We start from the raw sequence: 16375 nt of genomic DNA on the forward strand, positions 1-16375 counted from the left end.
ATGAGAAACTCTATTGGCCTAACTTTTACATGTCTAATATTTTTCGTTATCAACTGCTTTTCGCAGCAAAGTTCCAATAACAACAAGGCAAGTAGAGCTGCGTGGTGGAAAGAAGCTGTCGTTTACCAATTGTATCCCCGCAGTTTTAAAGATAGCGATGGCGATGGAGTTGGTGATTTAAAAGGCATCATTTCTAAACTTGATTATTTAAAAAGTCTTGGTGTAGATGCTGTTTGGCTAAATCCTATTTTTTCTTCTCCAAATGATGATAATGGCTATGATATAAGCGATTACAGAAACATTATGAAGGAGTTTGGCACCATGAAAGATTTTGATGAGCTGCTTGCCGGATTACATAAACGCAAAATCAAATTGATTTTAGATATGGTGCTTAACCACAGCAGCGATGAGCATGAATGGTTTAAGCAAGCTAAATCTTCACGCACAAATCCGTACAGAAACTACTACCATTGGTGGCCCGAAGAAAAGGGTAAGCCTACTCCCCGATACAGCTTCTTCGATGTTAATAATGATGCATGGAAATACGATGCAACTACCAAATCGTACTACTTGCACTATTTTTCTCAAAAACAACCTGATTTAAACTGGGAGAATGAAAAGCTTCGCAATGAAGTTTATGATATGATGAAATTCTGGCTGGATAAAGGCATTGATGGTTTAAGGATGGATGCTTTTCAATACGCTTCTAAAGATACCACCTGGAAAAAATATCCGGAAGGTTATGAAAAAGAAATTATTAAGTATTACGGAATGGGTCCGAATCTCCATCAATATTTAAAGGAGATGAATAAAACCGTAATTAGTAAATATAATGTTATGACTGTTGCTGAAGGTGCGGGCAGCACTTTAGAAGATGCACACGCTTTGGTTGATGAAGATAGGCATGAGTTAAATATGGCTTATCATTTTGAAATAATGGATATCGGGAACGATCCCAGAGGTTATAAACTCACCGATTTAAAGAAAGCTTTTACCAGATGGGATTACTCTTTTGCCGATAAAGGTTGGCTAGCCATTTTCCTTTCCAATCATGATGTACCCAGAATGGTAAGCAAATACGGAAATGATAGTCTGCAGTTTAGAAGTTATTCTTCAAAATTATTAACCACCCTGATAATGACGATGCGAGGAACTCCTTTCTATTTTAATGGTGATGAATTGGGCATGTCGAATATTAAGTTTAATAACATTGATGATTACCGCGACATTGCAACAATAAACGCTTATAAAAGCATTAAAGCCAAAGGCGAAGATGTGCAGACTTTTATGGATAAACAGAAGTTTATTTCGAGAGATAATACCCGCACACCATTTCAATGGGATGCATCGCCAAACGCTGGTTTTACAACAGGCAAACCCTGGATAAATATAAATCCTAATTATAAAACAGTAAATGTCGTTACCGAAGAAAAGAATCCCTCAAGTGAGCTTTCATACTTCAAAAAGATTGTTGCTTTGAGAAAATCGATGCCAGTATTGGTTTATGGCGATTACAAAGTTTTTGACATTGAAAACCCTGATATTTACTGTTATACCAGAACCGATGGAAAAGATAAGGTTTTGGTTTTACTAAATTTCTCTACAAAAGCATTTACTTATACCATTGATAAGCAAATCAATACTACCGCAGCGAAATTACTTATTAACAACTATAATGGAGTTACAGCTTTAACCAACAACAAAATTAGCCTGAAGCCTTGGCAGTCGGTAGTTTTTAAAATTAATCAGCCTTAATATGATAGTTGCTCAAGCAGAAAAGGCTGATAATTTCGCATCAGCCATAAAGTTAAACTTCGGTTCAATCATTGCCATGAACCTTGGCTTCTTTGGTATTCAATACAGTTTTGGTTTGCAACAAACCAATATGACACCGATTTATTCTTACCTCGGTGCAAATGCAGATCAAATTCCGCTGTTAAACTTAGCCGGACCAATGACAGGTTTAATTATTCAGCCAATTGTGGGTGCAATGAGCGATAAAACCACAAGCAGATTTGGCAGAAGAAGACCTTTCTTTTTAATTGGCGCTATCATCTGTAGCATCTGTCTTTTTGCAATGCCTTACAGCAGTTCTATTTGGATGGCTGCCGGAATCTTATGGATTTTAGATGCCGGTAACAACATTACCATGGAACCTTATCGTGCCTTTGTTAGCGATAAATTACCCTCAGAACAACATGCACTTGGTTTTTTAACACAAAGTTTTTTTACCGGGCTTGGAATTACATTAGCAAACCTTACGCCTGGAATTTTAATCGCCGCAGGTTTAATCAGCATTCATGCCAGAAGCGGAAATAACATTCCATATACCACTTATGCTGCATTTTTTATCGGTGGGATAGTTTCCATTGGTTCAATTATGTACAGTTGTTTTACTACAAAAGAAACACCTTTATCAGCTCAGGAAATTGAAAAAATAAAAGCCGAGCCTGGTGGTGTGAAAATGGTTTTCAAAGACATTGCAGAAGCTTTCAAAGTTATGCCACCAACCATGAAGAAATTGGGCATAGTTTATCTGTTCAACTGGTACGCGATGTTTATATACTGGCAATTTATTACGCTTTGCCTTGCTAAAACCATCTACAACACTACCGATGCCGCTTCAGATGGATTTGCTTCTGCACAATTACTTACAGGCACAGTAAACGGCGGTTATAATGTAGTAACGTTTATAGTTGCCTTCCCACTTGCTTTTTTTGCCCGAAAAATAACAGCGCAAAAGGTTCATTTAATAAGCTTGCTGTTTGGTGGTTTATGTTTGATATGCCTGCCAATGATTCACAATCCTTTACTCTTATTTATCCCGATAATTGGTTTAGGCATTGCATGGGCAAGTATGATGGGAACACCTTATGCCATGCTTGCTGGAAGTATCCCGAAAGCAAAGACAGGAATTTTCATGGGCATTTTAAATATGTTTATCGTTATGCCAATGCTATTGGAAACCATTACCTTCAAATACATATACAGGTATTTGCTCGGGCATAAGCCTGAAAACGCAATACTATTTGCCGGCATATTAATCACGATTGCAGGCTTCATGGTATTATTAATTAAAAGAAAAAACAGTCCAGACACTTTATAATGATCGACTCAAAACCATATAACCTGGCTTTAAACCTTTTGCATGAGGCATCAACTCCCTACGGATTTGTTGCAGCTGTGAAAGAACAGGATAATTATAAACGGGTGTGGACAAGAGATGGTGTAATAACATCGATTGCGGCATTATTAAGTGGAGATGAAGCGTTGATAAAAACAGCAAAAGTAACTTTAGAAACGCTTTTTAACAATCAGCATAAAATCGGCTTCATGCCATCAAATGTTTCGCCAATAGATGGTTCTGTGAGTTACGGAGGAACATCCGGCAGAGCCGATAATCCATCTTGGGCAGTAATTGGTTTAGCCAGTTACACAATCCTAACTGATGATAATACGCTTTGGAATAAATATAATAATGAGGTTGATAAATGTTTTGCTGTACTGGAAAGCTGGGAATTTAACGGGAAAAATTTAGTTTATGTACCGCAAAGCGGAGATTGGGCTGATGAATATATTCAACATGGTTATATCTTGTTCGATCAGTTATTACGCGTTTGGGCATTAAAGTTAGCTTCGAAATTATCGAATAATAAAAGCTGGATGGATAAAGCCTTGCATATTACTGAATCGATTACAGCGAATTATTGGAAAAACGAAGAACAGAAAAACGTTTATGCTGCCAATTTAGCTCACCAGTTAGAAGAAGCATCAGATGATTTTTGGTTAATGGGCTTTAATCCCGCAAGGATTTATAAATACTTCGATTTACAGGCAAATACCTTTTGCTTGTTACTTGGTTTGGGAAATGATAATCAAAATAAATCAGTAATTAATTACATCAAAAATCTATATCAAAACAGGCAATCTATGTTGCCGTCCTTTCACCCAACTATTCAGGATAATGATTATGACATGCAAGAATTAAAAAATAATCATGCTTATGGCTTCCGGAATAAACCAGGTTACTTCCATAATGGAGGTTTGTGGCCTGTTTGGAATGGCTGGCTTGTGGCAGCTTTGAAGGTTCAGAATGAAAATGATTTTGCACAAGATTTATTAACCGACATCGATAAATCAAACATGAAAGATGATTTATTTAATGAATGCTTACATGGAACCATCCACAATCCATGTGGCATACCTAATTGTACCTGGAGTGCGGCCGGAGCAATAATTGGAGCGCAGGCTTTAGTAAATAATGATTTTAATAAACTTTTAATTTTTAATAAAAAAGGATGAGTTCGACAGGAAATGTTTCGGAGAAAAGAGTATTAGTTGTAGGAGAATTGCTTGTCGATCTTATTTCTGATAATAATATTGAATCGCTGGCTTTTGCAGCTAAATTTTCGACAAATCAAGGTGGTAGTGCGGCCAATTTATGCATCAATTTAAAGTGGCTTGGTATTAATTCAGAATTAGTAGCTACGGTTGGAGACGATAATTTGGGTAAGTTTCTAATAAACGAACTTACATCGGCAGGAATAGCAGAAACTTACATTCATCGTTGCATAAATCGCCAAACAAGCATTGTATTGGTTGGTAAAAATGAACAAACCCCTGATTTTGTTCCATACCGAAATGCAGATTTAGCCATAAAAAGAATCGATGATTCAGTGATTGAATCAGCAGCGATAGTACATACAACTGCATTTGCGCTGAGTAAAGAGCCTGCACGGGCTAATATTCTAAATGCCTTAACAAGAGCAAAACAAGCAGGAAAATTTATCTCAATCGATTGGAATTTCGCACCGTCCATCTGGCAGGATGATGATGGTAAAGATGTTTTTAAAAAATTGCTCAAACTAAATCCCTTGCTAAAAATCAGTGTTGACGATTTGGAACGTTTCACGGGAGAATCTTTAACAATAGAACAATCAATAGCCTGGCTAGATGATTTAAATGCACAAATTATTTGCCTTACCTGTGGAAAAAATGGCGTATGGTATAAAGAAAAAAATCACAGCTGGAAGCACAAATCTGCAATGCCTGTATCAACTGTTGCTGGTGTTACCGGAGCTGGAGATGCATTTTGGGCAGGTTTTTTATCCGCTTTTCTCAATGAAAAATCAACTGAAGATAGCATTAGTGAAGCACTGAGAACAGCGAAACTTAAAATTGAAAAGGCAAGCGCCTTATACAAATCATAAATAATCTATCATTAACATAAACTAAGAAACGAAATATGAAATATCATCCCCCTTAAGATTTAAAAAGCACAAATCGACACAAAAAACTAAATTTTCTAACCAATTAAATAAATCTATTATGAACATGACTCTACCAAGCAATTGGTCTGGCTCACCAATGAAACAGAAATTGCATGTACTGAAGAAACTTACAATTTTAAGTTTCTTTATGGTCTTTTTAAGCACAGTAGCTTATGCCCAAACCGTTGTAAAAGGTGTAATTTACGATAGTGATAAAGCCCCATTAGCAGGTGCAACAATTCAGGTTGCAGGTACTAATACAAGAACACAAAGTGATGCAGAAGGTAAATATCAAATAACGGCACCTTCTCCAACATCAAGGTTAACAGTAAGTTTTGTAGGTTTTGAAACACAAACCGTAAGCATTAATAACCAAGCAATATTGAACATTACTTTAGCATCATTAAATAACCTTGATGCGGTTGTTGTAGTTGGATATGCTTCAGTAAGAAAAAGTGATTTAACAGGCGCAGCAACTACTGTTTCTGCGAAAGACTTTAACAAAGGTCCGCTAAATGCTCCTGATCAGTTAATTCAGGGTAAAGTTGCAGGTGTGCAGATGATTAACAACAGCGGTCAGCCAGGTGGTGCTTCAACCGTAAGAATCAGGGGTAACTCGGCTATTACAGGTACAGGTCAGCCACTTTATGTTGTTGATGGAGTAGCGCTTGATGGACGTTCGGCCAGACCATCTACAAGTGCAGGTATCGGTACCGCACCAGACGGAAACCCGTTAAACTTTATTAATCCAGCCGATATAGAATCGATGGAAATTTTAAAGGATGCTTCGGCAACGGCCATTTATGGTTCTCGTGCTGCATATGGTGTGGTTTTAATCACGACTAAACGTGGTAAATCTGGCGATACTAAAATCGATTTCAGTGCTTCTGCAGGTGTAAGTAACATTGCAAGAAGAGTTGATGTTTTATCTGGTGATGAATATCGTGCAGCTTTAACAAAATACAACCTTGCGAACGGTAATTTTGGTACTAGTGTTGATGCACTAGATGAAATAACCAGAACGGCTTATAATCAAAACTATTCTGTAGGTATAAGTGGTGGTGCTAACGGTAATACATTCCGTGCTTCGTTAGGTTATCAGGATCAGCAAGGTATTATCAAAACAACAGATTTTAAAAAATACAGCGCCGGCTTTAACGGAAACTTTAAGTTTTTAGAAAGCAAAAAATTAGGGTTGGACATTAACATGATTAGCAATCAATACCTTGAAAAAATTGCTCCAATTACAACAGATGCAGGTTTTACAGGAAGTTTGATTAGCCAGGCATTATCATGGAATCCAACGCAGTCATTTTACAAACCTGATGGCAACTTATTTATTGATTATGGTTCTACTACCATCAATCCTTTAGCGGCATTAGCAGCAAATGATGATAAGGCAAAAGTTTCGACTATTTTGGGTAGTGTATCGCCTTACTACAAAATTACACCATGGTTAGAATATCGTATGTTAGCGAGTGTAAATTACAGCACTGGTATCAGAAGAGCATCAACTAGAAGTTTCTTAAATCTACAGGGTATTCAGCCATCAGGAAGTTTCTTAGGTGGTTATGCCAGTTACTCAAATAGCGAGTTAATTACCCAGCAGTTTACAAATACTTTAAACTTTAATAAAGAAATCGCAACCAAATTAAACTTAAATGCAATTATTGGTTACGAGTATTCAAACTTTATAAATAAAGGAACTACAAACACCGCTACAGGTTTTGGAGAAATTGCTGCAGATTATACTGATGCTTTTCAAACAACTGCACCAGCAAACCGTACATTCTCTGCATTTAACAATCCAACAACAGAATTGCAATCTTATTTTGCAAGAGCGATTTTCAACTATGATAACCGATACATTTTAACTGCAACTTTTAGGGCAGATGGTTCTACTAAGTTTGGTAAATCTAACCGTTACGGTTACTTCCCTTCTTTCGCAGCAGCATGGGACATTAAAAAAGAAGCTTTCATGGCTAATACCGAATGGCTTGACCAATTAAAACTAAGAGTTGGTTATGGTAAAACAGGTAATCAGGATTTCCCGTCGGGTTCTGCACAACAACGTTATGATTTTGGTAACTCAAACGGAGCGCCAACTTTAGTAGCCATCAACAATGCAAACCCGAACTTAAAATGGCAATCGGATGTACAAACCAACGTAGGAGTTGATTTTGCATTTATGAAAAACAGGTTTACAGGTTCAGTTGATTACTTCCATAAAGAAACAAACGACTTATTATTCCCTCAAATTTCATTCGTACCAGCTGTTGGTGGTAATGTACCGACTTGGGTAAATTTACCTGGACAGATTATCAACAAAGGTATCGAGCTTACATTAAACGGAAACATTGTTGAAACAGATAATATTTCATGGTCGTTAGGTGGTAATGCAACTTTCATTAAAAATAAGGTTCAAAACATTAACGGAATTATTAAAACAGGTTCGTTAAATGGTCAGGGTTTAAGTGGTGTAACTACGGAAGTTATTCAAAATGGCCTACCATTATTTGCAATGGTTACCAGACAGTATAATGGTTTAGATGCAAATGGATTTTCTCTTTACACTGACGATGGTTTTACCAATTATTATGTTGGTAATCCAAACCCTAAGGTTATTATGGGTTTAAGTACCAATTTCAGGTATAAAAAATTATCATTCACAGCTAACTTTAATGGTGCATTTGGTCAGAGCATTTATAACAATACCGCAAACTCTGTATTAGCGATTTCAAATTTAGGAACAAGAAATATTTCTTCGGCACTTGTAAGTTTACCAGTGGCAGAATCGTTGGCTAATCCAATTGCAGCATCATCAAGATATATTGAGAAAGGTGATTACGTAAAACTGGCAAACGCTACCCTGAATTACAATTTCGGTAACATCGGAAAATCAATCAAAGCACTTAATGTTTACATAAACGGCCAAAACCTTTTTGTAATAACAAAATATACAGGTTTCGACCCGGAAGTTAACGTAAACAAGAGTGTAAGTGGTGTTCCATCAGCAGGTATAGATTATACAGCTTACCCAACTGCAAGAACATTCAATTTCGGTGTTAATTTTTCTCTTTAATTTTTAAAAATACAGATATGAAAAATAAATATATTATCGGTTTTACTGTGGTTGCCCTAAGTTTTGCGGGTTGTACCAAGTTAGATGAAAACCTGAATGGCCAGGTAAGTAGTGCCGGCGTGAGTGGAGGTAATGTTTCAAGTTTATTAAGTGCAACATATGCAGCCATGATTGGCCCTTATCAGGCACCATGGAATTGGTCGGCATTACAGGAAGTAACATCTGATGAAATTATTGTTCCAACACGTGCAGGCGATTGGGATGATAATGGTGCATGGCGCTCGTTGCATTTACACAAATGGGCACCAGATCACTCCAGAATTTCTGATGTTTTCAGAGATTTAAATAGTATTTCATATGTAGCAACGAGTGTTTTGGGCGCTAGTCCAACGCCTGCCCAGGCAGCTCAGGCTAGATTTTTACGTGCATTTGCTCAATTCTCTATTTTAGATGGATGGGGACAGGTTCCATACAGAGACCCGGGAGAGGATGTTACTAAACCTTCACGAGTAAGAAGCGCAGCTGATGAAATTGCTTATCTAATAAGTGAGCTAAATGCAATTATTCCTGATCTGCCGGTTGGCCCAGCTATTGTTGCCAATAAAAACGCAGCCAGAACGCTTTTAATGAAAGTTTATTTAAATAAAGGTGCTTTCTTAAATCGTACAACGCCAACTTTTGATGCGGCAGATATGGCAAGAGTGATTACACTTGCCGATGAAATTTCAACAGGCGGCTACACGTTAACACCAAACTACTTCGATAATTTTGCACCCACTAACGATATTTTATCGAAAGAGAACATTTTCACTGCTCAAAACATCGGTGGTGCAAATGGAAGCGATTTAGATGGTCAATGGAAATGTACTACACACTACAATCAAAATCCTAACGGCTACAATGGCTTCTCTTCACTTTCGAATTTCTATGCAAAATTCGAAGCAACAGATACCAGAAGAGGTGGAAGTTACGTTGGCCAGACAAATGTTTCGGGCATAAGAGTCGGTTTTCTTGTTGGTCAGCAATTTGACCAAAACGGTGTTGCTTTGAAAGATAGGAAAGGAAATCCTTTAGCTTTTACACCAGAAGTTTCAATTATCGAACGCGATCCAAATCACCTGGAAGTAGCGGGTATTCGTGTAATTAAATATCCTGTTGATTATGCCAATTCGGGTTCAAGAAAACCAGAAAATGACTGGGTTTATTTCCGTTATTCTGATGTTTTATTGATGAAAGCAGAAGCACAATTAAGAACATCTTTAACAGCTCAGGCATTAACATTGGTAAATTCAATAAGAACGGTTAGAGGGGCTTCAGCATTAACCAGTCTAACATTAGATGTTTTGTTAGATGAACGTGGTCGTGAATTATACTGGGAAAGTTTCAGAAGACAAGATTTAATCCGCTTCGGAAAATACCTTGCCGCATGGCAGGAAAAACCGGCAAGCGAGGCAAAATACCTTGTTTTCCCAATCCCTGATAATCAGCTTGGTAATCCAAACTTAATCCAAAATCCCGGATACTAGATTAATCCAAATATTAAACAAAACTAAGCCTGATTCTTTCAGGCTTAGTTTTTTAGTATAAATCCAATTATGAAAACATTCACGCTACTTTTAACAACGCTATTCTTCAGCTTTATATTAAAAGCACAGCATCCCTGGAAAATCAAAGCCGATAAAATCGACCCTAATAATTACTATGGTGTAACGGTTGCAAACGGAATTATTGGAATAGTTTCTGCACCGCAGCCCTTTAAGGTAAAAAACGTTGTTTTGGCAGGTGCGTATGATACCTATGGTCGTGGCCGTGTGAGCAACTTTTTAAATGGTTTCAATCTGCTTAATATGTACATTGAAATTGATGGAAAAAGACTTGATGGTCAAAACACACAGGGTTTTCAGCAAGAACTTGATATGCAGCATGCTTCTTTCACCACTCAACTTAATTATGGCAACAAAGCAAGCATTAAATACACTTACTACGCTTTAAGGCAATTGCCATTTTCGGTTTTAATGGATGTAACCATCACCGCAAAGGAAGATTTTAAATTAACTGCAGCGAGTGTTATGGAAACGCCTGATGCACTTCGTGATGTGGAGAACTACTACAATGAAATTGACAGGCCACATGTTACGCTAAGTTTGTTAACATCAACAGCAAAAAGCCCAACCGGCAAATTACAGCTATGTGCCTCAAACAGTTTTTTATTTAATGAGCAGCACGGAAATGAACCAAAAATCATCCATGAAATGTGGGACAATAACAGCCATTTAATGAAGTTTAATAAAACGTTAAAAGCTGGTGAAAGCTATACCTATTCTGTTGTTGGAAGTACAATTAGCTCAGCACAACATGCAGATCCGCTTAACGAAGCAGAACGAATGACCATTTTTGCCAAACTTGAAGGACACGATAGGTTAGTGAAATTTCACAATTCGGCATGGGACGAACTTTGGAAATCTGACATACAGATAGATGGCGATCCTCAGGCACAACAAGATGTTCACAGTATGCTGTATCATCTCACTTCATTTTCGCGGGCGGGAACTTCATATTCTCTATCTCCAATGGGACTATCTGGTTTAGGATATAACGGACACATCTTCTGGGATACCGACATCTGGATGTTTCCAGCCCTATTAGTGCTACATCCTGATATTGCAAAATCTTTAATTGAGTATCGTTTTGAAAGATTGGAAGCTGCAAAGAAAAATGCTTTTTCTCATGGCTTTAAAGGCGCCATGTATCCCTGGGAAAGTGCAGATACGGGTGTTGAAGAAACGCCGGTTTGGGCATTAAGTGGCCCTTTCGAACACCACATTTCGGCTGATGTTGCCCTAGCCGCATGGAGTTATTATTGCGTAACCCAGGATAAAGTCTGGCTTAAAGAGAAAGGTTGGCCAATCTTATCTCAAACAGCAGAATTTTGGGCGAGCAGAGTGGAACGAAATGGTCCAAATCAGTTCGATATTAAAAACGTGGTTGCAGCTGATGAATGGGCAGAAAACGTAGATAATAATGCCTTCACCAATGCCGCAGCAAAACTAAACCTAAAAAACGCAAATCTTGCCGCAGCAGTTTTAGGATTGCCACAAAATAAAGATTGGACATTGGTGGAAAACAATATTCCGATTCTAAAATTTCCAGATGGTGTAACTAAAGAACATGCAACTTACAAAGGCGAAGGCATAAAACAGGCCGATGTTAATTTGCTTGCCTATCCTTTAAAAACCATTACAGATAAAAGTCAAATCTTAAAAGATTTGGCATATTACGAAACCAGAATACCTGATGAAGGTACACCGGCCATGACACATGCAATTTTTGCTTTGCTTTACGCAAGAACGGATAATGCAGAAAAAGCCTATAAATATTTCAAAGAAGCTTATCAACCTAACTTAAACCCTCCATTTAGAGTTATTGCCGAAACAAAAGGCGGCACTAATCCTTATTTTGCAACTGGTGCCGGTGGTGTTTTACAAAGTGTGCTTATGGGTTTTGGAGGACTGGATATTAACAATAAAGGCATTGCTCAAATTCCGTCCGTTTTACCTGCAAATTGGAAATCAATAAAGATTACAGGTGTAGGCACCGAAAAGAAAACTTTTTCAGTTACCAATAAAAATTGATAGGATTTAACGGATTGCAAATTAATAACGATTTGCAATCCCTTAGATTTAAAGGTTTAGTTGAATCGTTACTTTTTCATCAGTTTTAAAAGTACACCATTCGTCCAGCCAAAACCATCTTGCAGTGGGTATTCTCCCCCACCACCTTTACTGTTTGTTTCTACAACATTGTACTTTTCCATCAATTTCCCTGTTTCTTTAAAAACAGCAATATTCTGGTTTATCCACCTATTGGTGATGTCATCGGCAAGCTTATCAAAACCATAATTATGTAAGCCTTGTATGCTGATGTACTGCAACGGTGCCCATGCATTTGGTGCATCCCATTGCTCTTTCGTTGTAGTTAAGGTTGTAATCAACCCACCCGCTTTTAAGAAATCTTTTTCGACCCTTGCAGAAACGGCTTTTGCCTGAGCCGGAGTGGCCAATTTAAAGTAAAGCGGAAATGAAGCAGCCAATGTCAACTGATTAGATAATGATTTGGTTTTCCAGTTGTAATCAGTAAAAAAGTCCAGTTCTGTGTTCCAGAAATATTTTAAAATTGCCGTTTTACGGGTTTGCGCTCTTGCACCAAACAAAAGTGATTTCGAATGATTCCCGACCTGCTTATTTGCTTCTGATATTGCAATTTCAAGATTATACATTAGGGTATTTAAGTCTACGGGTAGTAAATCAGTTGTAATTATGGTGCTGAAGTTTTTTCCATCGGCAAACCAACGGCTGCTGAAATCCCACCCCGACTCTGCTGCCGAACGAACATTACGTAAAAAAACTGCTGGTTGTTGTTTAGTTAACTTTGCTGCCTCAAAATCCTCTCTGTAAGATTCTTCACGCGGTTGGTCGCCTGCATCATAGTAACGATTTAAGACCGTTCCATCAGCTAGTTTTACCGAATGATTTGCCGCTTCGCCTTTTTTTAATTCCGCAGCGCCCTTCATCCAAAAATTATATTCTTTTTCCAGCGCATCCTTATAATCGCTCAACTTAACATCGCTGTTATTTTGAGTTAACAACTGCACCATTGCGGCAAAAAATGGTGGTTGAGAACGGGTTAAATAATAACTTCTGTTTCCATTGGGGATAAAACCATACTTATTTATCAGAAACGCGAAATTATCAATCATATCCTTCATGGTTTGAGTTTTTCCTGCCTTTTGCAAACCCAACATGGTAAAGTAAGAATCCCAATAATAAATCTCCCTGAACCTTCCTCCGGGAACGATGTAAGGTTTTGGTAATGGAAGTAAAGAGGTTTGGAATTTAGAAACCGTATCCGGATTTCTTTTCAAAACGGTCCATAAGGTATCCAGATGTTTTTCAATACCTGCATTAATATCCGATTGATAAACTGCATTATGATTTTCAGGCATGGAAAAGTGTTCGTTTACAAACTTCTTTAAACTAAATTCTTTCAAATCTTTTTGCTTTTGGTAAGCGGCTACAATTTCAGCAGGCTTTATCTTCGGAATCGCATCAACAAAAGACTTACCATCAGGATAAATTTTCTCAAGCTGAACCTTTTCAAATAATCCGGGGTACAATTGTTTCGGACTGAGTTCTTTCTGAGCAATTGCCTGAATAGAAATCATCAGAAAACAGATAAAAATTATCGTTTTAAAGTACACTCGATTTAAAATAGGGCACCTTTTTTCCTTGCTCATATTATATATTTAGTTGTATAAACTTAATCAATTTTAGGGTTAAAACTTTCAGCTTTTATTTAAAATGTAACAACAAACATTAATAATGAGTTTGAATTTTTATGTAAAAAAGAAGAGCCATCTGGTTTCAAAACTGCTGATGATTATCTAGGAGATTTCAAGCTTAAATTGTAATATTTTTACTCCATTAAAAAATTCTTTAAATTAAATTTCTACATTGAAAATTAATCATCCAACCATTCTAAATCGTTTAACCATGAGCCACAGATATACACTTAAATTTGTATTTACAATACTCATCACTTTTTTAATATCATCAATAGCTACAGCTCAAACCAAGTTAAATGTTGCAGTAGCCGGATTAAATCATGATCACATTTACCTGATTATGAACAGCTATAAAAAAGGAGAGGTTAACATTATTGGCATTGCAGAAAGTAATCCTGAATTGGTGCAGCGATTTAAAAAGCGTTATCAGCTTGCCGACAGTATATTTTTTAACGACTTGCCTTCCCTTTTACAAAAAAGAAAACCCGATGCCGTATTGGCCTATAATGCAATTAGCGATCACCTGGCTGTGGTAGAAGCAGCGGCTCCGCTGGGTATCTCTGTAATGGTAGAAAAACCTTTGGCCATATCTGTTAAACATGCAGAGCGCATGGCACAATTGGCAAAGCAACACAACATTCACTTATTAACCAATTACGAAACCACCTGGTATCCAAGCAATCAGGAGGCCTTCGTAAATATTAAAGAGCAAAATTTACTTGGCGATGTGAGAAAAATGATTGTTCACGATGGTCACCAGGGGCCAAAGGAAATTGGCGTAAGTAAGGAATTTTTAAGCTGGCTAACCGATCCTAAAAAGAATGGTGCAGGTGCTTTGGTAGATTTTGGTTGTTATGGCGCTAATCTTATGACCTGGTTAATGAATGGGAAAGCCCCAATATCCGTTTCAGCCATCACGCATCAAATCAAACCGCAAACCTATCCAAATGTTGATGATGATGCTACAATTCTATTAGAATACCCTAACGCTACCGGAATAATCGAAGCTTCGTGGAACTGGCCTTTCAGTATTAAAGACATGGAAGTGTTTGGAGATAAAGGTTACATACAGGCCGTTAACGAAAATAATTTAAGGTTAAAAGAAAATGGCAAAGCCGATTATAAGGTATATAAAGCAAAACCATTGGCACCTAATTACGCCAGTAGTTTAGGTTATTTGGCTGCGGTATTAAAAAATGAAATTAAACCACTAAATGATTTATCTTCTTTAGAAAATAATTTAATTGTAGTTAAGATTTTAGAAGCGGCCAAGACTTCGGCTAAAACGGGTAAGAAAGTTTTGATAAAATAGTGTTTCAACCTATACTTGACAAAACTTGCTGCTTAAATAAGCACTTACCCGGTTAATCTATTTTGCACCATTTCGGTAACGTCAGTTGCGATTATCATAATCGCATTGGTGATGCCTTTTTCATTTTTTATTGGCTCATAAATAAAATTGAAATAAACCATCTGGATTTTTCCTTTTACTTCGAGGCTTACGGGTGCCTCTCTACCTACATAACGTTCACCTGTTGTGTAAACATTATCCAATATACCTAAATAAGGTTGGCCGGCTAATTCTGGAAGGGCTATTTCCAGGGTTTTCCCAATAACAGATTTATTTTTACCCCATAACTTTAATATCAGTGCATTTGCAATTTCAATTTTCAGTCTTCTATGGCGCAGAATACCAAATGCAATCGGAGCTTGCTCAAGGAAGCTTTTGAGTTCTATTCTGGTTCTAGAAAGATTTCTGCTAATTAGCTGACCAAGGTTATAAGCATCACTAAGTTCCTGATGTGCAGTGTTTAAATCTGAATAAGCAAGTTCAAGTTCAGTAGAAAGTACTTTAACCTCTTTTTCTGCTAAAATTAATCTAGACTGTACTTCATCAAATAAACCAAGCGCAAGATGTTGCGACGTCAACATAACTAATATATTTTTCAGAAGTTTTAATTCTGCAGTACTCAAACTTTTTTTATTCAGTCCTTCTAACACAACCAAACCCTGCTGCTCGTCGCCTGTTTCAAAAAGGTATTCAAAACCAACGGAATCCAGTTTAAGTTCTATTGCAGGCTCATGATTAAAATAAATTGTTACTTTTTTTAAAGAAAAGGCTTTTCTAATCAGTGATTCAACTTCCTTAATCAATTTTTTTTCAATTGACGCCTTAAACAGAACAGGTGTTATGGTTTGGTTATTTCTTTTCATCGTGCTTACAGGCAGAATATTTGAGCATAACAATACGCTATTTTTTTTAGTTCCGTTATCCTGGTTAACAAAACTTTTTTTTTAACGAATTGTTTGATTATTTGCTGTTTCTAAATTAATCAAAAAATAACGCACTTATGGATAAGCTGCTTGTACAGAAACAATTAAAACTAGGAGTTTTGAGAAAATGTGGCCTGAAGCAGTTTGACGAAAGCCATTGCGGCTTAATATCCGAACAAGTCTTTTTGCAAACTAAAAATTATATTTCAAGGTCTGGTGTATGCCGCTTTTATCTTTATGAGGGAGAGCATCCTCAATTTAATTCTCCTTTTATCCTCAATAGTTTGAGCCAGTTTATTGGCTATACAGATTTCGCAGCATATGGCCTGGCGCTAGAGTCTCGAAAACAGGGAGAGCCTTCTCTTAATTTCAAATCAAAAGCCGGCACTTAGATCTGAACATACGTTT

11 protein-coding genes are annotated in these 16375 nt (G+C 37.2%); 9 read left to right on the plus strand and 2 right to left on the minus strand.

Annotation, left to right across the window (positions count from 1 at the left end):
• The 7 genes from ACO05K_RS14765 to ACO05K_RS14795 all read left to right on the plus strand — a co-directional run bounded on the left by ACO05K_RS14765 (position 1) and on the right by ACO05K_RS14795 (position 11984).
• The gene (locus ACO05K_RS14765; RefSeq protein ID WP_421945192.1) at positions 1-1755 is read left to right on the plus strand and encodes a glycoside hydrolase family 13 protein; all 1755 of its coding nucleotides are present in this window, start codon (positions 1-3) and stop codon (positions 1753-1755) included.
• Between the two features lies 1 nt (position 1756).
• Positions 1757-3106, plus strand: a complete 1350-nt coding sequence (locus ACO05K_RS14770) for an MFS transporter (protein ID WP_421945193.1) — start codon at positions 1757-1759, stop codon at positions 3104-3106.
• Positions 3106-4302, plus strand: coding sequence for a glycoside hydrolase 100 family protein (locus tag ACO05K_RS14775; protein ID WP_421945194.1), 1197 nt, complete (start codon positions 3106-3108; stop codon positions 4300-4302). Before ACO05K_RS14770 ends, ACO05K_RS14775 begins: the two co-directional genes overlap by 1 nt.
• On the plus strand, positions 4299-5210 hold the full coding sequence (locus tag ACO05K_RS14780; protein ID WP_421945195.1) for a carbohydrate kinase family protein: 912 nt from the start codon (positions 4299-4301) through the stop codon (positions 5208-5210). Before ACO05K_RS14775 ends, ACO05K_RS14780 begins: the two co-directional genes overlap by 4 nt.
• A gap of 118 nt (positions 5211-5328) precedes the next feature.
• Positions 5329-8352 (plus strand): SusC/RagA family TonB-linked outer membrane protein, encoded by a 3024-nt coding sequence (locus tag ACO05K_RS14785; RefSeq protein ID WP_421945196.1) that lies wholly within the window; start codon positions 5329-5331, stop codon positions 8350-8352.
• Positions 8353-8369: 17 nt separating this feature from the next.
• The gene (locus ACO05K_RS14790; RefSeq protein WP_421945197.1) at positions 8370-9878 is read left to right on the plus strand and encodes a RagB/SusD family nutrient uptake outer membrane protein; all 1509 of its coding nucleotides are present in this window, start codon (positions 8370-8372) and stop codon (positions 9876-9878) included.
• A gap of 69 nt (positions 9879-9947) precedes the next feature.
• Positions 9948-11984 carry a glycoside hydrolase family 65 protein gene (locus tag ACO05K_RS14795; RefSeq protein WP_421945198.1) on the plus strand — a complete coding sequence of 679 codons (2037 nt, stop codon included), beginning with the start codon at positions 9948-9950 and terminating at the stop codon, positions 11982-11984.
• A gap of 68 nt (positions 11985-12052) precedes the next feature.
• Here the strand turns inward: ACO05K_RS14795 and treF are convergent, their stop codons facing one another.
• Positions 12053-13645 (minus strand): alpha,alpha-trehalase TreF, encoded by a 1593-nt coding sequence (treF, locus tag ACO05K_RS14800; protein ID WP_421945199.1) that lies wholly within the window; start codon positions 13643-13645, stop codon positions 12053-12055.
• A 217-nt stretch (positions 13646-13862) separates the two neighbouring features.
• Between treF and ACO05K_RS14805 the strand changes: the two genes are divergently transcribed.
• Positions 13863-15005 carry a Gfo/Idh/MocA family protein gene (locus ACO05K_RS14805; RefSeq protein WP_421945200.1) on the plus strand — a complete coding sequence of 381 codons (1143 nt, stop codon included), beginning with the start codon at positions 13863-13865 and terminating at the stop codon, positions 15003-15005.
• 44 nt (positions 15006-15049) lie between these two features.
• Here ACO05K_RS14805 and ACO05K_RS14810 read toward each other — a convergent pair whose 3' ends face one another.
• Positions 15050-15907: a hypothetical protein gene (locus tag ACO05K_RS14810; RefSeq protein ID WP_421945201.1), complete on the minus strand. Its 858-nt coding sequence runs from the start codon at positions 15905-15907 to the stop codon at positions 15050-15052.
• Positions 15908-16044: 137 nt separating this feature from the next.
• Here ACO05K_RS14810 and ACO05K_RS14815 point away from each other — a divergent pair, with 137 nt between their 5' ends.
• Positions 16045-16359, plus strand: coding sequence for a hypothetical protein (locus tag ACO05K_RS14815; RefSeq protein WP_421945202.1), 315 nt, complete (start codon positions 16045-16047; stop codon positions 16357-16359).
• Positions 16360-16375: the final 16 nt, after the last annotated feature.

The sequence above is a fragment of the Pedobacter sp. genome, assembly GCF_965227205.1.
In the GTDB taxonomy this organism is placed as follows: domain Bacteria; phylum Bacteroidota; class Bacteroidia; order Sphingobacteriales; family Sphingobacteriaceae; genus Pedobacter.